This window comes from Paraburkholderia acidisoli (genome assembly GCF_009789675.1).
Classification (GTDB): domain Bacteria; phylum Pseudomonadota; class Gammaproteobacteria; order Burkholderiales; family Burkholderiaceae; genus Paraburkholderia; species Paraburkholderia acidisoli.
Genome location: NZ_CP046914.1, coordinates 1,707,848 through 1,730,348 on the forward strand (window position 1 = coordinate 1,707,848; position 22,501 = coordinate 1,730,348).

19 protein-coding genes are annotated in these 22,501 nt (G+C 64.9%); 16 read left to right on the plus strand and 3 right to left on the minus strand.

Annotated elements, in window-relative coordinates; genetic code table 11:
* The first annotated feature begins 70 nt into the window (after window positions 1-70).
* The 7 genes from FAZ98_RS21680 (at window position 71) to FAZ98_RS21710 (ending at window position 8,408) form a co-directional block, all read left to right on the plus strand.
* The gene (locus tag FAZ98_RS21680) at window positions 71-1,237 is read left to right on the plus strand and encodes an ABC transporter substrate-binding protein (protein WP_158953660.1); all 1,167 of its coding nucleotides are present in this window, start codon (window positions 71-73) and stop codon (window positions 1,235-1,237) included.
* A gap of 71 nt (window positions 1,238-1,308) precedes the next feature.
* Entirely contained in the window at window positions 1,309-2,409 is a 1,101-nt protein-coding gene (locus FAZ98_RS21685; protein ID WP_158953662.1) for an ABC transporter ATP-binding protein, read from the plus strand.
* Window positions 2,406-3,284: an ABC transporter permease gene (locus tag FAZ98_RS21690; RefSeq protein WP_158953664.1), complete on the plus strand. Its 879-nt coding sequence runs from the start codon at window positions 2,406-2,408 to the stop codon at window positions 3,282-3,284. Before FAZ98_RS21685 ends, FAZ98_RS21690 begins: the two co-directional genes overlap by 4 nt.
* Entirely contained in the window at window positions 3,284-4,216 is a 933-nt protein-coding gene (locus tag FAZ98_RS21695; RefSeq protein WP_233272762.1) for an ABC transporter permease, read from the plus strand. The genes FAZ98_RS21690 and FAZ98_RS21695 overlap by 1 nt, the downstream gene beginning before the upstream one ends.
* A gap of 63 nt (window positions 4,217-4,279) precedes the next feature.
* Window positions 4,280-6,031 (plus strand): L-arabinonate dehydratase, encoded by a 1,752-nt coding sequence (araD, locus tag FAZ98_RS21700; RefSeq protein ID WP_158953666.1) that lies wholly within the window; start codon window positions 4,280-4,282, stop codon window positions 6,029-6,031.
* Between the two features lie 132 nt (window positions 6,032-6,163).
* The gene (locus FAZ98_RS21705) at window positions 6,164-7,357 is read left to right on the plus strand and encodes a porin (RefSeq protein ID WP_158953668.1); all 1,194 of its coding nucleotides are present in this window, start codon (window positions 6,164-6,166) and stop codon (window positions 7,355-7,357) included.
* A 253-nt stretch (window positions 7,358-7,610) separates the two neighbouring features.
* Complete coding sequence (locus FAZ98_RS21710) at window positions 7,611-8,408, plus strand: sulfite exporter TauE/SafE family protein (protein ID WP_158953670.1); 798 nt, start codon at window positions 7,611-7,613, stop codon at window positions 8,406-8,408.
* A gap of 89 nt (window positions 8,409-8,497) precedes the next feature.
* Here the strand turns inward: FAZ98_RS21710 and FAZ98_RS21715 are convergent, their stop codons facing one another.
* Window positions 8,498-9,322, minus strand: a complete 825-nt coding sequence (locus tag FAZ98_RS21715) for an NAD-dependent epimerase/dehydratase family protein (RefSeq protein ID WP_158953672.1) — start codon at window positions 9,320-9,322, stop codon at window positions 8,498-8,500.
* Window positions 9,323-9,392: 70 nt separating this feature from the next.
* A complete protein-coding gene (locus FAZ98_RS21720) occupies window positions 9,393-10,700 on the minus strand; it encodes an MFS transporter (RefSeq protein ID WP_158953674.1) in 1,308 nt (435 codons plus the stop codon).
* Between the two features lie 452 nt (window positions 10,701-11,152).
* On the opposite strand from FAZ98_RS21720, the gene FAZ98_RS21725 reads away from it, so the two are divergent.
* The 4 genes from FAZ98_RS21725 to FAZ98_RS21740 all read left to right on the plus strand — a co-directional run bounded on the left by FAZ98_RS21725 (window position 11,153) and on the right by FAZ98_RS21740 (window position 14,567).
* A complete protein-coding gene (locus FAZ98_RS21725; RefSeq protein WP_158953676.1) occupies window positions 11,153-11,887 on the plus strand; it encodes a ribonuclease activity regulator RraA in 735 nt (244 codons plus the stop codon).
* Between the two features lie 11 nt (window positions 11,888-11,898).
* Window positions 11,899-12,852 carry an SMP-30/gluconolactonase/LRE family protein gene (locus FAZ98_RS21730; protein ID WP_158953678.1) on the plus strand — a complete coding sequence of 318 codons (954 nt, stop codon included), beginning with the start codon at window positions 11,899-11,901 and terminating at the stop codon, window positions 12,850-12,852.
* A 26-nt stretch (window positions 12,853-12,878) separates the two neighbouring features.
* Complete coding sequence (locus FAZ98_RS21735) at window positions 12,879-13,784, plus strand: aldose epimerase family protein (protein WP_158953680.1); 906 nt, start codon at window positions 12,879-12,881, stop codon at window positions 13,782-13,784.
* 93 nt (window positions 13,785-13,877) lie between these two features.
* Window positions 13,878-14,567: a FadR/GntR family transcriptional regulator gene (locus FAZ98_RS21740; protein WP_158953682.1), complete on the plus strand. Its 690-nt coding sequence runs from the start codon at window positions 13,878-13,880 to the stop codon at window positions 14,565-14,567.
* Between the two features lie 161 nt (window positions 14,568-14,728).
* On the opposite strand, the gene phaP is transcribed toward FAZ98_RS21740, so the two are convergent.
* Window positions 14,729-15,295, minus strand: a complete 567-nt coding sequence (gene phaP, locus FAZ98_RS21745) for a phasin family protein (RefSeq protein ID WP_158953684.1) — start codon at window positions 15,293-15,295, stop codon at window positions 14,729-14,731.
* A gap of 431 nt (window positions 15,296-15,726) precedes the next feature.
* Between phaP and FAZ98_RS21750 the strand changes: the two genes are divergently transcribed.
* The 5 genes from FAZ98_RS21750 to FAZ98_RS21770 all read left to right on the plus strand — a co-directional run bounded on the left by FAZ98_RS21750 (window position 15,727) and on the right by FAZ98_RS21770 (window position 22,476).
* Window positions 15,727-17,190 carry a catalase gene (locus tag FAZ98_RS21750; RefSeq protein ID WP_158953686.1) on the plus strand — a complete coding sequence of 488 codons (1,464 nt, stop codon included), beginning with the start codon at window positions 15,727-15,729 and terminating at the stop codon, window positions 17,188-17,190.
* A 440-nt stretch (window positions 17,191-17,630) separates the two neighbouring features.
* A complete protein-coding gene (locus tag FAZ98_RS21755) occupies window positions 17,631-18,248 on the plus strand; it encodes a cytochrome b (RefSeq protein ID WP_233272763.1) in 618 nt (205 codons plus the stop codon).
* A gap of 19 nt (window positions 18,249-18,267) precedes the next feature.
* On the plus strand, window positions 18,268-19,740 hold the full coding sequence (locus tag FAZ98_RS21760; protein ID WP_158953690.1) for a glycosyltransferase family 2 protein: 1,473 nt from the start codon (window positions 18,268-18,270) through the stop codon (window positions 19,738-19,740).
* 293 nt (window positions 19,741-20,033) lie between these two features.
* Entirely contained in the window at window positions 20,034-21,440 is a 1,407-nt protein-coding gene (locus FAZ98_RS21765) for a circularly permuted type 2 ATP-grasp protein (RefSeq protein WP_158953692.1), read from the plus strand.
* A gap of 82 nt (window positions 21,441-21,522) precedes the next feature.
* Window positions 21,523-22,476: an alpha-E domain-containing protein gene (locus FAZ98_RS21770; RefSeq protein WP_158953694.1), complete on the plus strand. Its 954-nt coding sequence runs from the start codon at window positions 21,523-21,525 to the stop codon at window positions 22,474-22,476.
* Window positions 22,477-22,501: the final 25 nt, after the last annotated feature.

The window sequence follows — 22,501 nt, forward strand, 5'->3', positions numbered from 1 at the left end:
GTCGAAGCCAGCGCGGCCACGTAGAAGCCACGTAGAACAATCCCATAAACAAGAGAAGTGAGGAGATGCGATGTTCAATGGACGCTTGAAGGCCAGCTTCCTGGCCGTGTGTGTGGCCGCCGCATCGGCGCTCGGCGCGAGCGCGGCGAAGGCGGACCCCGTATCCCTGAACATTGTCGACGTGGCCGGCAATCTCCAGCTCACGCAGAAGGCCTTCGAAGCCTTCAAGGCGAAGAACCCCACGCTCGTCTCCAATATCACTTACACGAATGCGCCCGCGCCGCAGTTGCCTGGCAAGATCAAGGCGATGCAGGCCGCCGGTCGCGCCGACATCGACCTCGTGCTCACGGGCACCGACGCGCTCGCGGCCGGCATCGAGCAAAACCTCTGGATGAAGTTGCTGCCCGATCAGGCGGCGGCGCTGCCGGGCGTGCTCGACAAATACGCGCCGGGTCCGCGCAAGATGCAGGACCTCGCGCAGGGCTATGGCCTCGAAGTCTCGTATATGCCGGCCGGTCCGCTGATCGAATACAACCCCGCGAAGGTCGCGAAGCCGCCGCACACGCCGCAGGAACTGCTCGCCTGGTGCAAGGCGAATCCCGGCAAGCTCATTTACGCGCGCCCCGCCAATTCGGGCCCGGGCCGCACCTTCCTGATGGGCCTGCCGTATCTGCTCGGCGATAAAAATCCGCAGGATCCCGTGAACGGCTGGGACAAGACCTGGGCGTTCCTCAAAGAGCTGAATTCGTGCGTGCCGTATTACCCCGGCGGCACCTCGGCGGTAATGAAGGAACTGGGCGAAGGCACGCGCGACATGACCGTGACGGTCACGGGCTGGGACATCAACCCGCGTGCGCTCGGCATCGTGCCGGCCGAGTTCAAGGTGCAGGCGTTCGACAACATGACGTGGGTGAACGACGCGCATTACATGGTCGTGCCGAAGGGCGTGTCGAAGGAAAAGCTCGCAGTGCTGCTCAAGCTCATGAACTTCATGCTCGAGCCGCAGCAACAGGCCATGACCTACGACGACGGCTACTTCTATCCCGGTCCGGCGGTCAACGGCGTGACGCTGCAAATGGCGCCCAAGGCGAGCCAGGACGTGATCGCGAAGTATGGCCGCCCCGAGTACGCGAAGTGGCTCACGGCCTACCCGCATGTGCAGCCGCTTTCGGCGCAGGCGATGGTCGCGGCGTTCCAGAAATGGGACCGCGAAGTGGGTTCGCAAAAATCGCAATGAAGTCGCGGTGAAATCGCCCTTCTTGCCGATGCCTGTTTGAGTGTCGTTGATCCGTGAATCGGGAACGTGTGATGAAGCATTCATTCGATCGTCTGCGACTGGACGCGGTGTGCCGCAGCTTCACGAGCGCGGAGGGCACGCCGCTCGCCGCGCTGCGCGGGCTCGATCTCGACATTCGCCGCGGCGAATTCGTCGCGCTGCTCGGCCCTTCGGGCTGCGGCAAATCCACGGCGCTCAACTGCATCGCGGGTTTGCAACCGCTTACGAGCGGCAGCATCTGGCTGGACGACTTGCGGATCGACGTGTTGCCGCCCGAAAAACGCGGCTTCGGCATGGTGTTCCAGAACTACGCGCTGTTCCCGCACATGAGCGTGCTGGAGAACGTGGGCTTCGGGCTGAAGATGCAGGGCGTGGCGCGCGACGAAGCCAAACGGCGCGCGCGCGAGGCGCTGCAGCTGGTGCAGCTCGTGGGTCACGAGAGCAAACTGCCCGGCCAGCTCTCGGGCGGCCAGCAGCAGCGCGTGGCCATTGCGCGCGCGATCGTCATCGAGCCGCCGCTCGTGCTGATGGACGAACCGCTCTCCAATCTCGACACGAAACTGCGCATTGAAATGCGCGCGGAAATCCGCCGCATTCACGGCCGCCTCGAACGCGCCACGATCTACGTCACGCACGACCAGGACGAGGCGCTTTCCATGGCCGATCGCATCGTGGTGATGAAAGAGGGCGTGGTGCAGCAGGTCGCCACGCCGAAGGAAGTCTATAGCCGCCCGTCGAATTTGCACGTGGCGCGCTTCATGGGCTATCGCAATGTCCTGCCGTTCGCGCTCACCGGCGAGCAGGGCGAGCATGTCGCGATGTCCGCGTCGGGCATTACGCTCACCGGCGTGCCGATGGGCGAAGTCGCCCGCGCGGGCGCAAACGAGATCGCCGTGGCCATGCGTCCCGAAGATTTCGAACGCGCGAATGCTGGCGACGCCAATGCGTTCGACGTGGAAGTCGAGCTGGTCGAATACGGCGGCCGCGACTCGCTGCTGCTCGCGAACGCGCCGTTCGGCAAGCTGTGGGCGCGCGTGGAGGGTGAGTTCGAAGCGGGCGAGCGCGCCACCTTGCGCGTGGCGCCTTCGCGCGTGCTGGCTTATGCGGCGCCGGCCTCGGAGCGGGCGTCATGAGCGCCGTCGTCTCCGCGCTGAAGGCGCCGCGCGACGCCCGCGGCTGGCTCGTCACGCCCGCGCTCGGCTTTATCGTCGCGATGTTTTTGTATCCGTTCGCCTACGGTCTCATGCTCTCGTTCAAGCCGATGAACGGCGGCGGCGTGTTCGCGAACTACCTGCAATTCTTCACCGACCGGTCGATGTGGCCCACGGTGTTCGTCACGCTCAAGCTCGCGGTGCCGGCCACCGTCATCAACGTGGGGCTCTCGCTGCCGGTGGCGTTCGCGCTGCGCCGCAAGTCGCCGTATCAGAAGCTCGTGACCACGCTGCTCGTGATTCCCGTCACGCTCGGCACCGTGCTGATCGCGGACGGCATGCTGAGCTACTTCGGCCCGAACGGCTGGTTTCCGCAGGCGCTGCACGCGCTGCATCTGTACACGAACGAAGAGATCCGCCTCACGCACAACTACTGGGGCGTGCTGATTTCGCTGATCGTCTCGGGGTTTCCGTTCGCGTTCCTGCTGGTGCTCTCGTACGTCACGGGCATCGATCCCACGCTCGCGCGCGCGGCCGCCACGCTCGGCGCGGGGCCGTGGCAGCAGTTCCGGCAGATCTATCTGCCGCTGCTCGCGCCGGGTCTCACGATGGCCGCGTGCCTCTCGTTCGTGCAGGCGTATTCGGTGTTTCCTTCGGCCGTGCTGCTCGGCGCGCCCGCCGGTCCCACGCGCGTGATTTCGATCGCGGCGTCGGAGGCGGCGTTCGAGAGCTACGACTACGCGCTCGCCTCGACCATCGCCATCGTCATGGGCTTCGTGCAGCTCGTCGTGGTGGCCGCGATGCTGGGCGCGAGGCGCTTTTTCTACTCGGGCCCGGTGAGCGGAGGAAAAGGCTGATGACCGCACAGCAACGCAATGCATCATCGGGCCTGGCTCACGACGACGCGAGCAACGAAGGCGCGAGCAACGCGCACGCGACGAACGCGCCGCGAGCGAAACCCGATGCGCGCCTGCCCGACCTGATCTGGAAAGTGCTCGTCTGGGGCGGCGTGGTGTTCTTCCTGCTCAACGTGCTGCTGCTGATCGCCACGGTCGGCGTGAATTCCATCGCCACGCGCTGGTTCGGCACGCCGCTGCCGCAAGGTTTCACGCTGCACTGGTATGCGCAGGCGTGGCGCGACTTTCAGTTGGGCAGCGTGCTGTGGGTGACGTTCGAAGTGGTGGGCGCGGTCGTGCTGCTGTCCATTCTGCTCGGCGTGCCCGCGGCGTACGCGCTCGCGCGCGCGCAGTTTCCGGGCAAGCGCCTCGCCATGCTCGTGTTCCTGCTGCCGTTGATGGTGCCGCCCGTGACCTACGGCATTCCCATGGCCACGGCCATGTATCACTTCGGTCTCGCGGGCACGCTGCCCGGCGTGATCCTCGCGAACCTCGTGCCGGCGCTGCCGTTCGTGATTCTCGTGATGACGCCGTTCATCGAGCAGATCGATCCGAACCTGGAGTCGGCGGCGCGCATTTTCGGCGCGAACACGCTGCGCTATTTCCGCTACGTCCTGCTGCCGCTGCTCGTGCCCGGCATGCTGGCGGCGGGGCTGCTCGTGCTCGTGCGCACGATCGGCATGTTCGAACTCACTTTTTTCACCGCCGGACCCGACACGCAAACGCTGGTGGTCGCGCTGTACTACGCCGTCTTTTCGACGGGCGTGCGTGCGCCGCAATCCATCGACGCCATGGCGATGATCTACATGGCGATCACGCTCGCGTGGGTGCTGGTCGCCCTGCAATTCGTCAGCCCGACACAACTCGTGTCGCGCGTGAAGGAACAGCGCTAGGCGGCATTGGCGGCCTCGCCGAAACACTTCGGAAACACCCGGATACACCTGGAGCAATGCAAGATGAGCAACAAGCGAAAGACCCCCGAAGAACTGCGTAGCCATCGCTGGTATGGCGTGAACGACCTGCGTTCGTTCGGCCATCGTTCGCGCACGGCGCAGATGGGCTATAGCCGCGAAGAATATGCGGGCAAGCCGGTGATCGCGATCCTCAACACGTGGAGCGAGATCAACCCGTGCCATACGCATTTCAAGCAGCGTGTGGAAGAGGTCAAGCGCGGCATCTGGCAAGCGGGCGGCTTTCCGATCGAGCTGCCGGTGCAAACGCTCTCCGAGCCGTTCCAGAAGCCCACCACCATGCTGTATCGCAACTTCCTCGCCATGGAGGCGGAGGAAACGCTGCGCTCGTATCCGGCGGACGGCGTCGTGCTGATGGGCGGTTGCGACAAGACCACGCCCGCGCTGCTGCTCGGCGCGATCTCCATGAATCTGCCCACCATCTTCCTGCCCGCCGGCCCGATGCTCAACGGCAACTGGAACGGCGTGACGCTCGGTTCGGGCTCGGACACCTGGAAGTACTGGGCCGACCTGCGCGCGGGCAAGATCACCGAGGAAGACTGGAAGGGCGTGGAAGGCGGCATCGCGCGCTCGCCGGGCCATTGCATGACGATGGGCACGGCCTCGACCATGACGAGCGCCGCCGAAGCGCTGGGCTTCACGCTGCCGGGCTTCGCCTCGATTCCCGCGCCGGATTCGCGCCACGCGCAGATGTCGGCGAAAACGGGCATGCGCATCGTCGAGATGGTGTGGGAAGACCTCAAGCCCTCGGACATCATCACGCGCCAGGCCGTCGACAATGCCGTGACCACGTGTCTCGCGCTCTCGGGTTCGACCAACGCGATCGTGCACATGATCGCCGTGGCGCGCCGCGCGGGCGTGGACCTCACGCTCGCGCAATACGACGAGATCGCGCGCCGCACGCCAGTGCTCGCGAACATCCGCCCGACCGGCAAGTACCTCATGGAGGACTTCTATTACGCGGGCGGTTTGCGCGCGATGCTCAAGGAGCTGGGCGATCTGATCGACGGCACGCAGATGACCGTCAACGGCAAGACGCTGGGCGAGAACATCGCCGACGCGGAAATCTACAGCGAAGAAGTGATCTACCGCCGTGCGAAGCCGCTGATGCCGGACACGGGCCTCGCCGTGCTGCGCGGCAATCTCGCGCCGGACGGCGCCGTGATCAAGCCGGGCGCGGCGGAAGCGCGCCTGCACGTGCATACGGGCAAGGCCGTCGTGTTCAAGGACTACAACGACATGGCCGCGCGCATCGACAGCGACGACCTCGATGTCACCGCCGACTCGGTGATCGTGCTGCAGCACGCGGGTCCGGTTGGCGCGCCCGGCATGCCCGAGTGGGGCCAGTTGCCTATTCCGCAGAAGCTCCTGAAGGAAGGCGTGCGCGACATGCTGCGCATTTCCGACGCGCGCATGAGCGGCACGAGCTATGGCGCGTGTGTTTTGCACGTGGCGCCCGAATCGTTCATCGGCGGTCCGCTCGCGCTCGTGCAGGACGGCGACATGATCGAGCTGAGCGTGCCGGACCGCCGCCTCAACGTGCTGATCTCCGCAGAGGAAATGGCACGCCGCAAGGCCGCGTGGGTCGCGCCGGAGCCACGTTTCACGCGCGGCTATGGCGCGATGTACCAGACGCACGTGATGCAGGCCGACAAGGGTTGCGAATTCGACTTCATGCAGCGTGACGGCGCGGGCGGCGCGGCAGCGAAGCAAGAAGGCGAGCCGGAGATTCACTAAGCGGTCGTAATCATATCGAGGTAGGCAAGGCGGCGAGCGCGCTTCAGGGGTTGCGCGCTCGCCGGTCAGGAGGAAACCGCAGTCCGCAATTAAAACCAGCAGCAATCACAACGACGACATGTAGGAGTACAGATGAAAAGAACGATCCTCGCATCCGCGCTTGGACTCGCAACGCTGGGCGCGCACGCGCAAAGCAGCGTCACGCTTTACGGTATCGTCGATACCGGTATCGGTTATCAAAGCAGTTCGGCTGCGCTCGGCAGCAATTCGGGTGGCCGCTCGGCCGTCAAGATGGTGCAGGGCGTGTGGGCCGGCTCGCGCTTCGGCTTCAAGGGCAGCGAAGACCTCGGCGGCGGCACGCGCGCGATCTTCCAGCTCGAAGAAGGCTATAACTCGGCCAACGGCGCGCAATCGACCTCGGGCCTGATGTTCAGCCGCGCGGCGTTCGTCGGTATCGCCGATAAAACCTACGGCACGGTCACGGCCGGCCGCCAGTACGCGCCGTACTACACGCTGCTCTCGCCGTACAGCCCGACCACGTGGCTGACGGGCGCATACGGCGCGCATCCGGGCGATCTCGATTCGATGGACACGATCTATCGGATCAACAACTCGGTCGTCTACACCTCGCCGAACATCGCGGGCTTCACCGTGAGCGGCATGTACGCGCTCGGCGGCGTGGCGGGCAGCCCCGGCGCGGGCCAGACGTGGAGCGTCGCGGCGAATTACATTCACGGTCCGGTGGGCGTTGCGGTGGGCTTCGAACGCCTGAGCAACTCGACCAGCGGCGGCGGTGCATGGGGCGCGAATTCCACAGCGTCGAGCAACGGCGAGCCGGGCGTCTCGGGCGTCACCAATGGCTTCCAGACCGCGCAGACGCAACAGCGCTTCGCGGTCACGGGTGGCTACACGTTCAATTCGCAATGGGATATTTCGGCATCCTATTCGAATGTGCAGTACATCCCGGGTATCGGCTCTTCGTTCGTCAACACACAAATCTGGAACACCGGCGGGGTCGTGCTGCATTACAAACCGCTCACCACGCTCGATCTCGCGGCCGGCTACAGCTACACGCGCGCGACCAAGGCGAACGGCGTGCAGAGCGCAGCGTCGTATCAGCAGTTCAACCTCTCGCAATACGTGACGCTTTCGAAGCGCACGGGCCTCTATTTCGTCGAGGCTTATCAGCGCGCGGGCGGCCAGACGCTGGGCACGAACGGCAGCATCATCAACGCGACGGCCGATATCGGCGACGGCCAGAACAGCGCGCCTTCGTCGTCGCGCAGCCAGGTCGCGGGCGCGGTGGGCATCATTCACCGCTTCTGACGGCGCGCCGTTGATGGCGTTTTAGGTAGGTCTCCGAGGCAGGATTGACGGCGGCGCCCGGTTTGAGCGAACCGGGGCCGCCGTTTTTTTTGCCGATGCCGGCAACGCTGCGGCGCGCGTGGCGGTGGCGCCTCGAGGCCGCGCCAGGTGAGCGCGGCCAGCCTGCGCTATCATGCAGCCCCGTCAGGCGTGAGATGACCGTAATGTCGGATTTCACGCGGCGAGACTTCCAATTACCGGCCAACCTTCACCGATGCTCGAATCCCAACTCTCCGGCGGCGTGCTGCTGGCACACCTGCAGGCGCTCGACGCCGCTCAACTCTGCGGACTCGCGATCGCGCTGGTGCTCGGCGGCATGGTGAAAGGCGTCACGGGCATCGGCGTGCCGCTGGTCGCCATGCCCATCCTCACGCATTTCCTGCCCGTCAAGCAGGCCGTGCTGCTGCTTTCCATGCCCATCATCCTCGGCAACATCCCGCAGGCGCTCGAGGGCGGCGAGTTGTGGAAGACGGTCAAGCAGATCGCCGCGCCGCTGGTGGGCACGATCATCGGCAACGTGGTGGGCGTTTCCCTGCTGATCCGGCTGGAGCCGCATCACGCGCAGGCGGCTTCGGGGCTCGCGCTGGTGGTGGCGGCCGCGCTGCTGCTCGCTTCGCCGAAACTCACGCTCGCGCCCGCGTGGGTCAAGCCGGTGGGCTTCCTGCTCGGTTTCGGCGCGGCGCTCATGGAGAGCATCGCCTCGGTGCCGGGGCCGCTGCTGGCGATGTATTTGATCGCTTCGGGCGCGACGGGCCGTGTGTTCACGAAGCAGATCGCCATCATTCTCGTGGTCTCCGTGCTCACGCTCATCACGACGTTCAGCGGCGGCGCGCACGCGAACGGCGCCGATCTGGCCATTTCTGCGGCCGCGAGCGTGCCCGCCATCATCGGCATGCTGCTGATCCGGCCGTTGCGCGACAAACTGCATCCGCTGGCGTTTCGCGTGATCGTGCTCGTGTGCGTGCTGGCCGCGGCCGTGCAGATGATCGTCAAGTCGCACGTGTTGTTTTAATCGCGTCGGCACGCCGCACAATGCAAAAAAGCGCCCGAGTAGGGCGCTTTTTTTGTATCGGCGATGCGCGGCGCAGTCGAATCGCGCGCCTACGAGCGCTTCCCGCGCTGCTCCACCGGCGTGAAATCGAAGCTCGCGAAACTGCCGCCCTGATACCGCTGCGCCACCGCGTCGAGCGGATTCTCCCTCGCCAGGATCTCGGCGGCCCAGTCTTCGGAATTCTGCTTCGGCGCGTAACCGAGGCGCTTCGCGCCGTCGTTTTCGCCTTCCTGAATCCAGTAGCTGCGCGTATTGTTCGACACGCCCCACACGATCGCGAAACCGATTTCGTCAACGTTGATGACGCGATCGACCAGATGGAACAGGTCCTCGTGACCGAACCACGTGCTCAGCTGGCGGAATTCCGTGGGCGCGGGCAGGCAACTGCCAATGCGCACGTTCACCGTTTCGATGCCGTGCTTGTCCCAGTACAGGCGCGCGAGCGATTCGCCCCACGCCTTGGACAGACCGTAAAAGCCGTCCGGACGGAACGCGCAGTCGAGCGTGAGTTTCTCTTCCACCGGATACATGCCGATCGCGTGATTCGAACTCGCGAACAGAATGCGCTTCGTGCCGTGGCGGCGCATGCCTTCGTAGACTTCCACGAGGCCGCGCAGGTTGTTTTCGATGATTTCGGGCAGCGGCCGTTCGACGCTCGTACCGGCCATGTGGATCAGCACATCGACGCCCTCGAGCAGACGGTCGACCACCACGGGATCGCGCAGGTCGCCGTGCATCACGTCCTCGCCCGCGAACAGCGGTTCGAGCGGCTTCGAGCCGGCGGCGGAGCGCAGATTCACGCCGCGCTCGTGCAGGCCCTTGCGCAACACGGTGCCCAGCTGGCCGGCCGCGCCGGTCAATGCAACTTTCTTCACAGTGGAGTTACCTCACATAAAAACGCCGAAAGCCGGCGCCCTCGCAGGCGCCGGCCAGTGTACATCCGAATCAGACCTCGACTTTCTGCGTGGGCCGGAGCGCGGCGCTCGCCGCCTCGTCATTCTGCTGCGTCGTGAGCAGACGCCACGCGACGCAGGCGCCGATCAGGTCGAACAGCATCAGGCACACGAACAAGGGGTTATAGCCGATCGTGCTCGCCAGTGCGCCGACGATGAGCGAGAACACGGTCGCGCCGAGATAGCCGAACATGCCCGAGAGGCCCGTGGCCGTGGCGACTTCGTGCTGGCCGAACACGTCCGAGGCGAGCGTGAACAGCGCGCCCGAAATGGTCTGGTGCGCGAACGTGCCGACGCAGAACAGCGCGATGGCGGCGTACGGGCTCGCCACGAGGCCCACGCAGGCCGGTCCGATCATCAGCAGCGCGCCGGTCGTGATGACGAGCTTGCGCGAGGTGATGAGCGAGCAGCCGAACCAGCGGATGAAGAGCGGCGCGAGATAGCCGCCGATCAGGCAGCCGAGGTCGGCGGCGAGGAAGGGCATCCACGCGAACAGCGCGATTTCCTTCAGGTTCATGTGCCGCACGGTGACCATGTAGAGCGGAATCCACGCGCCGAAGGTCTGCCACGCCGGTTCGGCGAGCATGCGCGGAATGCCGATGCCCCAGAAGCGGCGCGTCTTGAGCACTTCCTTGAACGAAGCGCGCTTGCCGCCGCTGGCTTTCTGCGCCTCGGTCTGGCCGGCGCGGATGTACTCCGCTTCCTCCTGCGAGAGCTTCGGGTGTTCGGCGGGCATCTTGAAGAACACGAGCCAGAGCGCGACCCAGATCAGCGCGACGCCGCCCGTGAGCACGAAGGCGAACTGCCAGTTGTACTTGAGAATGCACCAGACCACGAGCGGCGGGGCAATCATCGCGCCGATCGAGGTGCCGGTATTGAGCCAGCCGGTGGCGACCGAGCGCTCCTTCGCCGGGAACCACGCGCTGATCGCTTTCATGCCGGCCGGGAAGATGGCCGCTTCGCTCATGCCGAGCAGGCCGCGGAAGAACGCCAGCGCGCCCCAGCTACCGGCGAGACCGTGCAGCATGTTGGCGATGGCCCAGCCGAACGCGAAGATCGCGAAGCCGATCTTGACGCCCACGGAGTCGAGCACGAAGCCGGCGACGGGTTGCGCGAGCGCGTAGCACGCCTGGAACGCCGTGACCACGTACGAGTACTGCTGCGTGGTCATGTGGAGGGTTTCGGTGAGCGTGGGCGCGGCGACCGAGAGCGAACTGCGCGCGAGGTAGTTGAATACCGTGCCGATCATGATGAGGCCGATGATCCACCACCGTACCCCCTTGAATGTCTTGCGTTGCACTGCTCGTCTCCTGCTGTGGACGGACCGGGCGCCAAGTCGTGCCGCGCTGCGGGTCCCGATGAATGTTTCTTTGGCGAAGTGCCCCGTGGGTTCCGGCGGCTGGCTCGATGGCGGACAGCAAAGCGAATCGGCCCTTCATGTAAGACATCATTCTATTTCGTGCAAAGTTGTAAAGCAAATATTGACGCGCTGGGGATTTCCCTAGTGCATGGGGCCGCGCGCGGCGTGCGTCGCTCGAAGTGGCGCATCTGCGCGCAAGCGCTGGCTTTACCTCACGGAGATGGGGCGCAAGCCCGGCGTCGCGGGTTTGGCGAGTCGTCATACATCTACAAGATGGCGTCATCCCTCGCCGATGCGGTCGTCAGGTTGACAATTCCCGTGTTGTATTACAACAATGCGAGCCACTGCCTGCGCCGCGCGCGGCATCCACACCAAAACCGAAGAGACACGCCATGAGTTCACTCGACATCCCCGTCAGCGCCGCCGCGCTCGAGCAGTTGCGCCACGTTTCCAACGCCACGCTCACCACGCAGCTTTTCAAGCGCGGCCTGCGCAACGTGTTCCTGCAAGGCGTCAAGCCGCTGGTCGCGCCGGCGGCCGGCACGCCGAATCTCGTCGGCCCGGCGTTCACGATGCGCAATATCCCCGCGCGCGAAGATCTCGACCAGTTGAGCGCGTTCCAGAATCCGGAGCATCCGCAGCGCAAGGGCGTGGAAAGCGTGCCTGCGGGCGCGGTGCTCGTGCAGGATTGCCGCGGCGTGACCGATGCGGCGTCGATGGGGTCGATCCTCGCCACGCGCATGAAGGTGCGCGGCGTGGCGGGCATGGTTTCGGACGGCCCAGTGCGCGACAGCGGCACGATCGCGGCACTCGGCATTCCGGTGTTCTGCGCGGGCGCGTCGGCGCCGCTCAATCTCTGCAAGCACCACACGGTCGACCTGAACGTGCCGATTGCCTGCGGCGGCGTGGCCGTGTATCCAGGCGATATCATCGTCGGCGACGTGGACGGCATCGTCGTGATTCCGCGTCATCTCGCCGAGGAAGTCGCGCGCGACGCCTTCGAGCAGGAGCGTCTGGAGCGCTTTATCACCGAACGGATCGAAGCGGGCGCGGCGCTGCCGGGCACCTATCCGCCGAACGCAGCGACGCTCGCCGCCTACGACGCCTGGAAGAAGGATCATCAATGAGAGGAGCATCAATGAGCGCGAACGTCGCAGTCCTCACGCCGCCCACGCGGCCGCTCGAAGCGCATGACGCGCGCCGCTCCGCGGTGGGCGAATGTCCCGTGTGGCGCGAGTCGGAAAACGCCCTGTACTGGGTCGACATTCCCGCGCAATTGATCGTGCGTTATGGCGCCGGCGTGGCGGGCGGCGCACTGGCACGCCGCACCGAATGGGCACTGCCCGAGCGTATCGGCTGCTTCGCGTTCGCGCGCGACGGCGGCGTGCTGGCCGCGCTCGAAACCGGGCTCTTCGCCGTGACGCTGCATGAGCCGGCCGCGCAGTCGCACCGAGGCGAAGTCAGCGTGCGCCCGCTCGCAAGCGTCGCGCACGACGCCGAACGCATGCGTTTCAACGACGGCCGTTGCGATCGTCAGGGCCGTTTCTGGTCCGGAACGATGGTGCAGGACGCCGCCGCGCCACAACCGGCGGGCAAGCTGTATCGCTACACGGCGGAGGCCGGTTTGTCGGCGCCCGTGATCGACGCGCTCTGCACGCAGAACGGCCTCGCGTGGTCGCCCGACGGCCGCACGATGTATCTGTCCGATTCGCATCCGTCGAGCCGCGTGATCTGGGCATTCGACTACGACATCGACGATGGCGTCCCCACGAATCGTCGCGTGTTCGCCGATCTGCACGACTACACCGGCCGCCCGGACGGCGCGGCGGTCGACGCCGACGGCGGTTACTGGATCTGCGCCAACGACGCGGGCCAGTTGCTGCGCTTCACGCCGGAAGGGCGGCTCGACCGCAGCGTCGCGGTGCCGGTGTCGAAGCCGTCGATGTGCGCATTCGGCGGCGCGAATTACGACACGCTGTTCGTCACGACGATCATTCCCGCGCAGGCGGGCGAGCAGGACGGCCTCGTGTTCGCGCTCGACGCGGGCGTGCGCGGTCTGCCCGAGCCCGAATTCGCGGGCGCGCTGCGCTGAGTTTTCTCTTTATCGGAACGGAAACGATGCGGTTTCAGGATCAGGACGTCGTCGAACTCGCGCGCGGCGCGTCGCGGTTGCGCGTGGCGCCGCAAGCGGGCGGCCGCCTGCTGTCATGGACGATAGCCGGCGCGCCCGTTCTGTATTGGCCCGACGCGCCCGACTGGAGCCAGCCGGGCGGGATTCGCGGCGGCAATCCGCTGCTGTTTCCGTTCATCGCGCGGCATTGGGTGGACGGTGAAATGGGCGCGTGGCGCGACGCGAGCGGCACGGTGCGCGAGATGCCGCTGCATGGTTTCGCGCGCGATCTGCCGTTCGCGGCGGACGTCGCGCCGGAAGGCGACGGCGTGCGCGTGACGCTCGCCGACAGCGCGGCGACGCGCGAGCGCTACCCGTTCGGCTTTCGCTTCGAGGCGGCGTATCGGCTGCGGGAGGGTGACGCGCTCGACGTCGACCTGATCACGACCAATACCGGCGACACCCCGCTGCCGTACTACGCGGGCCATCATTTCTATTTCGCGCTGCCGCACGCCGAGCGCGCGCGCACCACGATCACCTTGCCGCGCAACGCGTGGCGGCGGCAGTTGCCGGACGGCGCGACGACCGAAGCCACGCCCGGCGCGAGGCGATACCGGCTCGACGACGCGCAGATCGTCGACCGCTTCCATTGCCTCGACGGCGCGCCGGACGCGCCCGTGCGTATCGAGATGCCATCGCAAGGTCGCGCGATCGAGATCGATCTGAGCCGCCCCGGCTCGACGCCCTGGTACGCCGTCACCACGTGGACGCTCGCGCCCGATTGCGACTTTTATTGCGTGGAGCCATGGCTCGGTTTGCCCGACGCGATTCATACGGGACTGGGTTTGCGCTGGCTGAAACCGGGCGAGACGCAACGCGCGGCGCTGCGGATCACGGTGAGCGCGTGGCGCTGAAGGCATGCCCGCGCACACGCCCGGCGCGCGGGTGCCATGCGATATGACTTACAATTCACGATACCCCTGACAACTCAAGTGCATCGTCCGACCATGTCTGAGCAGAAAGCGCCGAATATGCCGGCGCGGATTTACAGCGACATCCTCAACCGCATCATCGAAGGCGAATACAAGGAAGGGGAGCGTTTGCCGACGGAGCACATGCTGGCGGAGCGGTTCGCGACGTCGCGCCCGACGGTGCGCGAGGCGCTCGCGCAACTGCGCGCGGACGGCATCATCGCCACGCGCCACGGTTCGGGCACCACGGTCATGCGTCGCCCCGACCCGGACGTACGGCGGTTCGCGCCGCTCGAAACGTTGTCGGACATTCGGCGTTGCTACGAGTATCGCGTGGTGGTCGAGGCGGGCGCCGCGTCGCTCGCGGCGCAGAAGGCGGAGGACGGCGATATCGCCGCGATTCAACGCGAGTGGGAAAACCTGCAAACCATTGTCGAAACCTCGGGCATCGGCGCGAAAGACGACTTTGCGTTCCACATGGCCGTGGCGCGCGCCTCGAAGAACCAGTTCTTCATCACGGCGCTTTCGGGCATTCAGGAGCAGATGGTGTTCAGCATGAACCTGTCGCGCAACCTCTCGCTCGTGAAGTCGGTCGAGCGTCAGCGGCTCGTGCAGCAGGAGCATCTGGAAGTGCTCGAAGCGATCCAGAGACGCGACGCCGAAGCGGCGTCGCAAGCCATGCGCAGTCACCTCGAACGCGCCGTGAATCGCATGTTCGGCTCGTGAATTAAACCGCGCGCGGGACGGGCGGAAATGAAAAATCGGCGCACGGAATGCGCCGATTTTTTTGTCTGGTGCGTTCTTTGGCACGGGCGTGCCGCAAAAGAAAAAACCGGCGGGCAACTTGCATTGCCCGCCGGTTTTTACGTTCGACGCAGCTCGCCTGCTTACACCGCGGCTTGCTTGGCGGCGCGCGCCGAGGCTTGCGCAACCGCCTTCGTGGCGGCCTTACCGGCGGCGTCGAGGTTGGTTTCAGCGAATTCCACGGCTTGCTTCGCAGCCTTGTTCACGGAATCTACGGCGCTGCTGGCGGCGTTGATGGCCGTCTTGATCGCGGCAACGGCGGCTTCCGAGCCGGCCGGGGCGTTCTTCGCGGCGTTGTCGACCAGCGCTTCGAGCGTGCGTTGCTGTTGTTCGTACTGCGCTTGCGCGGCGCTGGCGAACTCGGCTTGCGTGGACGAAACGATGTCGTACACGCTGCGGCCGTAGGCGAGCGCCTGTTCGGCGGCGGGTTGCGCGAGGCCGGCTTGCGCGGCGAAGAAACCTTGCGGGTCCTTGGCCGAGAACGCGCGCTGGGCGTTTTCCTGGCCTTCCGCGAACGCCGTGCGGGCCGTCTGGATGTTGAGTTCGGCGAGCTTGATCGCGCCTTCGAAAGCCTTGCTCGTCAGGCCGAAGAGGGCGTCAAAACCGGCCTTCTGGGTGGCGGCGAACTGTTCGGGAGTCGGCAGATTCATGATGTCGTTCCTTGTGCGAGAGACGCTACGCGTGGGTTTCCGTTGCGAAAATGAGAAAACTTTCGTTTCGATCACCGGGTCGCGCAGGAAGGGTTTTGTGCGATGCAGCAATCGAGTTCATATTACGCGATCCAATATTCCTGTCAAGCGAAATTTGTGCGTCGCAACAATTGGGTAATCGCTTGATTCATTACGGGTTTTCGCTCATGCGGCCGGGGCGCCCGGAAGCCCCGCGAACCGCTTAAGCGCAGCGCATCGCAAGTGGGGGCACAATGGCTGTCCCCCTGGCGCATCGAGACGTCCGGGCGGGTCCCCCAATCGAGCGGCGACGGTTTTCGAGCGGAACCGGCGCACGAGACGGTCGCGACGACACGCGACGTTGATGCCGACGCGAGCGAGGCGCGTCGCCGCGCATTCTGGAGAAAATTGACATGAGTGCATCGAGCGACAAGTCTCTCGGCCAATCCACCACGGGCGCGGGCGCGCCGGCTGTCAGCGACCGCAACTCGTTGACGATCGGACCCGACGGCCCGATCGTGCTGCACGACGTGCACTTCCTCGAGCAGATGGCGCACTTCAACCGCGAGAAAGTGCCGGAGCGCCAGCCGCACGCGAAGGGCGCGGGGGCGTTCGGCGAGTTCAAGACGACCGAGGACGTTTCGCGTTACACCAAGGCCGCGCTGTTCCAGCCGGGCGCGACGACCGAGATGCTCGCGCGCTTTTCGACGGTCGCGGGCGAAATGGGCAGCCCCGATACGTGGCGCGACGTGCGCGGTTTCTCGCTGAAGTTCTACACGACCGAAGGCAATTACGATCTCGTCGGCAATAACACGCCGGTGTTCTTCGTGCGCGATCCGATGAAGTTTCCGCACTTCATCCGCAGCCAGAAGCGTCTGCCCGATTCGGGCCTGCGCGACGGCGAAATGCAGTGGGACTTCTGGACCAACAATCCGGAATCGGCGCACCAGGTCACGTATCTGATGGGCGAGCGCGGCCTGCCGAAAACCTGGCGCGAGATGAACGGTTACGGTTCGCACACGTATATGTGGGTGAACGCGCAGGGCGAGAAGTTCTGGGTCAAGTACCACTTCCACACGCATCAGGGCATGGCGTTCTTCAGCAACGCCGAAGCGGAGGCGATGGCGGGGCGCGACGCGGATTTCCATCGCCGCGATCTGTTCGACGCCATCAAGCGAGGCGAATTTCCCGCGTGGACGCTGTTCGTGCAGGTCATGCCGTACGCGGAGGCGAAGCAGTATCGCTTCAATCCGTTCGACCTCACGAAGACGTGGTCGCACAAGGACTATCCGCTCATCAAGGTCGGCACGATGACGCTCAACCGCAACCCGGAGAACTTCTTCGCGCAGATCGAGCAGGCCGCGTTCTCGCCGGGCAATACGGTGCCGGGCATCGGTTTGTCGCCGGACCGCATGCTGCTCGGCCGCGCGTTCGCATACAACGACGCGCAGCGCGCGCGCATCGGCACGAACTTCCATCAACTGCCGGTGAACCGTCCCAAGGTGCCGGTGCAGAGCTATATGTTCGACGGCCACATGGCGTACGAGCACACGGGCAACGCGCCCACCTACGTGCCCAACAGCTTCGGACGTCCGTGGGCCGACACCACGGGCAAGGCCGAAGACGGCTGGGAATCGGACGGCGAGATGGTGCGCAGCGCCTACACGCTGCACGCGGAAGACGACGACTTCGGCCAGCCCGGTGAACTCGTGCGCCGCGTGTTCGACGACAGGCAGCGCGAGTTGCTGGTCGAGCAGGTGGTGGCGAGCCTCGGCGGCGTGCGCAGCCCCGTGCGCGAGCGCGTGTTCGAGTACTGGAAGAAGATCGACGCCGACGTGGGTGCGCAGATCGAAAAGAAGGCGGGCAGCGGGAAGTAAATTGCCGCCACGCCGCGCATTGAATGCGTAGCGCGAGAGAGAAGGCCGGATCGAATGCGATCCGGCCTTTTGTTTTGCCGATGGTCGATGCTCGTATCGCCGGATTAGCCGCGGATGTTCCTTTTTTTTCGACTGGAAATCCGGCGCCTCGCTCAGTGTTTTTTGGGTGTCGTTGTTCGGCGAATTGTGCCCGGGCGCGCTTACGTCTGTATAAAGCGCGTTGGCGTAAATCGCGGTTTGTCGGCGCTATTTTTTTCAAACGTTTTACTCGTCGATTACGATTGCGCCTTCTGCAGCGCCGTGGCGCGCGGCGCATAATGAGCCGTGTCGTGGCGGCCCGATGGCGGCATGCGCAATGCGCTTATCGGAATTGCAACGGAGAGGGAATAAAATCGCCACGCCTTCCGTTATCCCTTACTGAAACGTTACCGCCCGATCACGTGAAAACTCCTTTGCCCGCTGAATCCGCTTTCGCGAATGCCGATCTCGCCTCGCAGAAATACACGCGCGTCGCGGTATTGCTGCACTGGCTCATTGCGCTGCTGATTCTCACGAACGTCGCGCTCGGCCTGATGGGCGCGCTATTGCCGGACGGCGCGCTCTCCGACACCGCCATTCGGCTCGTGATCGACACGCACAAATCCATCGGCATCACCGTGCTCGGGCTGGCGATCCTGCGCGTGCTGTGGCGCGTCTCGCATCGTCCGCCGCCGCTGCCGGCCGAATTCCCGATGTGGGAGCGCGCCGCCGCGCACGCGGCGCATGTCGCGCTCTACGTGCTGATCTTCGCCATGCCGCTTACAGGCTGGCTGCACGACTCCGCGTGGGTCGCGGCCGCCTCGCATCCCATGTATCTCTACGGCGTCGTGCCGTGGCCGCGCATCGGCTTCATCATGGATCTCGACGCGGTCACCAAGAACCGTCTGCACGAACAGTTCGGCGCGCTGCATACGGCGTGCAGCTATGCGCTTTACGGCGTGCTCGCGTTGCATATCGCGGGGGCGCTCAAGCATCAATGGATCGATCGTCATTCGGTGTTGCGCCGGATGATGCCGTGAGCAATCGAAAAGGAACGCTTTGAAAAACACGCTTGAAGAGGCCTTGCTGCGCACGTCGCCGCGCCTCGTACCGCCTCGCACGCCCATCGCGAGCATCGTGATTCATCTCGGTGTCATGGTGCTGTGGTTCGTGCTGTTCGCGCGTGCGTTCTTTCTGCAGGGCGTGGTCGCGTGGTCGACCGGCATTGCCTACGTGATCTACGACACGGTGCTGCTGGTGTTCGTGGCGTGGCAGGCGCGCGTGCTGCTGGCGCCGCGGCGCGCAGCGGTCAATGTGGCGGCCGATACCCCGCTGCCGACGCTCGGCGTGATCGTCGCGGCGCATAACGAGGCCGCCGTGCTGCCGATCACGCTCGACGCGTTGTTCGCGCAGACCCGCGCGCCGCAGCAGATCGTGATCGCCGACGACGGTTCGACCGACGGCACCGCCGCGCTGCTCACTCAGCATTACGGCCTCGTGGATCCGGGCGAAGGACAGTTGAGCGCGGCGTCGCCGCGATATCCCACGCTGCGCTGGCTGAAGCTCGCGCACGGCGGCAAGGCGCGTGCGCTCAACGCGGCGCTGCTGGCAATTGCCACCGACACGGTCATGACCGTCGACGCCGACACGCTGCTCGAACCCGACGCCTGTGCCGCCATGACCGAAGCGTTCGGCAGCGAGCCGGAACTCGTCGCGGCCGCGGGGCTGCTCACGCCGGTGTGCGGCAAGTCGCTGAGCGGGCGCTTCTTCCAGTGGTTTCAAACCTACGAGTACATCCGCAATTTCATCTCGCGTTTCGCGTGGATGCGTGCAGACAGTTTGCTGCTCGTCTCGGGCGCATTCGCGGGATTCCGTCGCGAGGCGGTCATGAAAGTGGGCGGCTTCGATCCGCATTGCCTCGTAGAGGATTACGAACTGATTCATCGCTTGCGGCGCTATTCGGCGCACGAGAATCTGGGCTGGGACGTGCGCGTGCTCGGCACCGCGCGCGCGCATACCGACGCGCCCGGCACGCTCACGAGCTTCCTGCGGCAGCGCCGCCGCTGGTTCGCGGGCTTTCTGCAAACGCAGTATTGGTATCGCGACATGACGGGGAATCGCCGTTACGGCAAGCTCGGCTTGATGATGCTGCCCGTGAAGGCCTTCGACACGGTGCAGCCCATTTACGGGCTCACCGCATTCGCGCTGCTGGTGGGGTTTCTGTTCGACGGCCGCTTCACCATCGTGCTGCCGGTGCTGGCCGTGATCGTGGGCAAGATCGCCATCGACCTCGCGTTTCACCTGTTCTCCGTGCATCTGTACCGGCGCTGGAGCGGCGACCGCACGAGTTCGAGCTTCGGCATGGCTTTGCTCGCCGCGATCTTCGAACCGTTCTCGTTCCAGTTGATGCGCCACAGCGGCGCGGCGCTCGGCTGGCTGCATTTCCTGCTCGGCCGCCGCAAGTGGGGCGTGCAGCAGCGCACTGGCCTGGCCACGGCGGGCAATCGCGAAAGTACCGCGCCCACGCGCTGATCTTTTCTTCTTCCTCATGCGAATGGCATCAAGACGAAATTCGTCTCGATGCCATTTGTCATTGGCGGCCGGCGTTTTCGTGCACCGCATTGAAGCATGCGAATGACATCGGCATGACGGGTGCCTTTTCAGAGCGTACGATGTCACACGAATTGCACCAACGAAGCGCATGCTGTCGCGCCGACGCGATGGCATATCAATTGCTTTTTCCAAGCGTCGCAGCGCGCAGGCGTGACGTCGCAATCTTGTGACGAATCGTCGGGCGCCGCTGTATTCACGCGCGAGAACGAACGATGCAAGTCCATGACGAGATGCGCGACGAGGGCGCGGTGCGCCCGCATTACGACCGTTTCCAGAACTGGCTCGATCGGCAAACCGCCGAAACGATGGCCCGCAAGCGCGCGGAGGCGGATCTGCTGTTTCGCCGCGTGGGTATCACGTTCGCGGTCAACGGCGATCTCTCCGGCACCGAACGGCTCATCCCGTTCGACCTGATTCCCCGCATCATTCCCGCCCACGAGTGGGATCTGCTCGAACGCGGCCTGCGCCAGCGCGTGCAAGCGCTGAATCTTTTCCTGCACGACGTCTATCACGACCGCAACATCGTGCGCGCCGGCGTGATTCCGCCCGAGCAGGTCTACACGAACGCGCAGTACCGGCCCGAGATGCAGGGCATCGATTTGCCGCTGGGCGTGTACGCGCATATCGCCGGTATCGACATCGTGCGCGACGGTCGTGACGGCGCGTTTTACGTGCTCGAAGACAATCTGCGCGTGCCGTCCGGCGTCTCGTACATGCTCGAAAACCGCAAGATGATGATGCGGCTCTTTCCCGAGCTATTCGTGCAGCACAAGGTGGCGCCCGTCGCCCACTATCCCGACCTGCTGCTCGAAACGCTGCGGGCTTCGGCGCCCGAAGGCGTCGACGAACCCGTGGTCGTGCTGCTCACGCCGGGCATGTACAACTCGGCGTATTTCGAGCACACGTTTCTCGCGCAGCAAATGGGCGTCGAACTCGTGGAAGGCAAGGACCTGTTCGTCGACGACAACTACGTGTTCATGCGCACGACCCAGGGCCCGCGCCGCGTGGACGTGATTTATCGCCGCGTGGACGACGACTTTCTCGACCCGCTCGCGTTTCGCGTCGACTCCGCGCTCGGTGTGCCGGGCCTGCTCACGGCGTATCGCGCGGGGCGCGTGGTGCTCGCGAATGCCATGGGCACCGGCGTGGCCGACGATAAATCGATCTATCCGTACGTGCCCGACATGATCGAGTTTTATCTCGGCGAAAAGCCCATTCTGAAGAACGTGCCCACGTGGCAGTGCCGCCGTCCCGAAGACCTTGCGTGGACGCTCGAGAATCTACCCGATCTCGTCGTCAAGGAAGTGCATGGCGCGGGCGGCTACGGCATGCTCGTCGGGCCCGCGTCCACCCGCGAGGAGATCGAGGCGTTTCGCGCGCGGCTGCTGGCACGGCCCGCGAACTACATCGCGCAACCCACGCTCTCGCTGTCGGCGTGCCCGACCTTTGTCGAAGCGGGCATTGCGCCGCGCCATATCGACCTGCGCCCATTTGTGCTCTCGGGCAAGACGGTCCAGATGGCGGCGGGCGGCCTCACGCGCGTCGCGCTGAAGGAAGGCTCGCTCGTCGTCAATTCGTCGCAAGGCGGCGGCACCAAGGACACCTGGGTGCTCGAATGAGCTTCGGGCATTCACGCCAGGCAGGTTCCCAGCTCGCGTTTTCTAACGGCTCGCGCCAGATAAGCAAAGAAAAGGATCGATCATGCTGAGTCGCACCGCCGATCATTTGTTCTGGATGGCCCGCTACATGGAGCGCGCGGAGAATACCGCGCGTATGCTCGACATCAACCTGAAAGCGCTGCTGCTGCCGGGAAGTGTCGATGCCGAATCGCGCGCGCATCGCGCGATGTTGCGCATTTCGGAACTCGAACCGGCTTTCGACGAGCGCTTCGAGGAAACGACCAACAGCAACGTCATCAACTTTCTCGTGGCGGATCCGACCAACCCCTCGAGCATCTATTCGTGTCTGCACGCCACGCGCGAAAACGCGCGCGCGGTGCGCGGCACGCTCACGACGGAGTGGTGGGAAACCATCAACGACACGTGGCTGCAATTCACGGAACGCCTGCGCAGCGGCGAACTGGAAACGCACCCGGACACCTTGTTCGAGTGGGTCAAGTTCCGCTCGCATCTCTCGCGCGGCGTGCGGCTTGGCACGGCCTTGCAGGACGACGCGCTGTTCTTCACGCAACTGGGTACGTTCCTCGAACGCGCCGACAACACCGCGCGCATTCTCGACGTGCGTTTCGCGGAAGTCGATCAGACCGACTCGCGTTCCGCCGCGCGCCAGCTCGAAGATTTTTATTACTGGACCTCGATTCTGAGTTCGGTATCGGCGCTCGAAATCTATCGCAAGGTTTACCGCGACGTGGTCACGCCCGCGCGCGTGGTGGAACTGCTGATCCTCAACCAGCAGATGCCGCGTTCGCTGCTGGCCTCGCTCGACGGCGTGTGCGCGAACCTCGCGATGCTGCGTACCGACTCGTCGCGCGAAGTCGAACGCACGGCGGGGAAGCTGCGCTCGGAGTTGCTCTACGCGGACCTGCGGCAGATTTTCTCGATGGGTGTGCACACGTTCCTCACGCAATTCCTCGCGCGCGTGTACGAGCTGGGCAATCAGGTGGCGCGCACGTATCTGATGCTGCCGGTGGGCTGACGCGCACCGCGCGGCATCGATATCG

Coding starts and splice junctions, on each gene's coding strand:
- FAZ98_RS21680 (WP_158953660.1), top strand. CDS start 71: ATGTTCAATGGACGCTTGAAGGCCAGCTTCCTGGCCGTGTGTGTGGCC.
- FAZ98_RS21685 (WP_158953662.1), top strand. CDS start 1,309: ATGAAGCATTCATTCGATCGTCTGCGACTGGACGCGGTGTGCCGCAGC.
- FAZ98_RS21690 (WP_158953664.1), top strand. CDS start 2,406: ATGAGCGCCGTCGTCTCCGCGCTGAAGGCGCCGCGCGACGCCCGCGGC.
- FAZ98_RS21695 (WP_233272762.1), top strand. CDS start 3,284: ATGACCGCACAGCAACGCAATGCATCATCGGGCCTGGCTCACGACGAC.
- araD (WP_158953666.1), top strand. CDS start 4,280: ATGAGCAACAAGCGAAAGACCCCCGAAGAACTGCGTAGCCATCGCTGG.
- FAZ98_RS21705 (WP_158953668.1), top strand. CDS start 6,164: ATGAAAAGAACGATCCTCGCATCCGCGCTTGGACTCGCAACGCTGGGC.
- FAZ98_RS21710 (WP_158953670.1), top strand. CDS start 7,611: ATGCTCGAATCCCAACTCTCCGGCGGCGTGCTGCTGGCACACCTGCAG.
- FAZ98_RS21725 (WP_158953676.1), top strand. CDS start 11,153: ATGAGTTCACTCGACATCCCCGTCAGCGCCGCCGCGCTCGAGCAGTTG.
- FAZ98_RS21730 (WP_158953678.1), top strand. CDS start 11,899: ATGAGCGCGAACGTCGCAGTCCTCACGCCGCCCACGCGGCCGCTCGAA.
- FAZ98_RS21735 (WP_158953680.1), top strand. CDS start 12,879: ATGCGGTTTCAGGATCAGGACGTCGTCGAACTCGCGCGCGGCGCGTCG.
- FAZ98_RS21740 (WP_158953682.1), top strand. CDS start 13,878: ATGTCTGAGCAGAAAGCGCCGAATATGCCGGCGCGGATTTACAGCGAC.
- phaP (WP_158953684.1), bottom strand. CDS start 15,295: ATGAATCTGCCGACTCCCGAACAGTTCGCCGCCACCCAGAAGGCCGGT.
- FAZ98_RS21750 (WP_158953686.1), top strand. CDS start 15,727: ATGAGTGCATCGAGCGACAAGTCTCTCGGCCAATCCACCACGGGCGCG.
- FAZ98_RS21765 (WP_158953692.1), top strand. CDS start 20,034: ATGCAAGTCCATGACGAGATGCGCGACGAGGGCGCGGTGCGCCCGCAT.
- FAZ98_RS21770 (WP_158953694.1), top strand. CDS start 21,523: ATGCTGAGTCGCACCGCCGATCATTTGTTCTGGATGGCCCGCTACATG.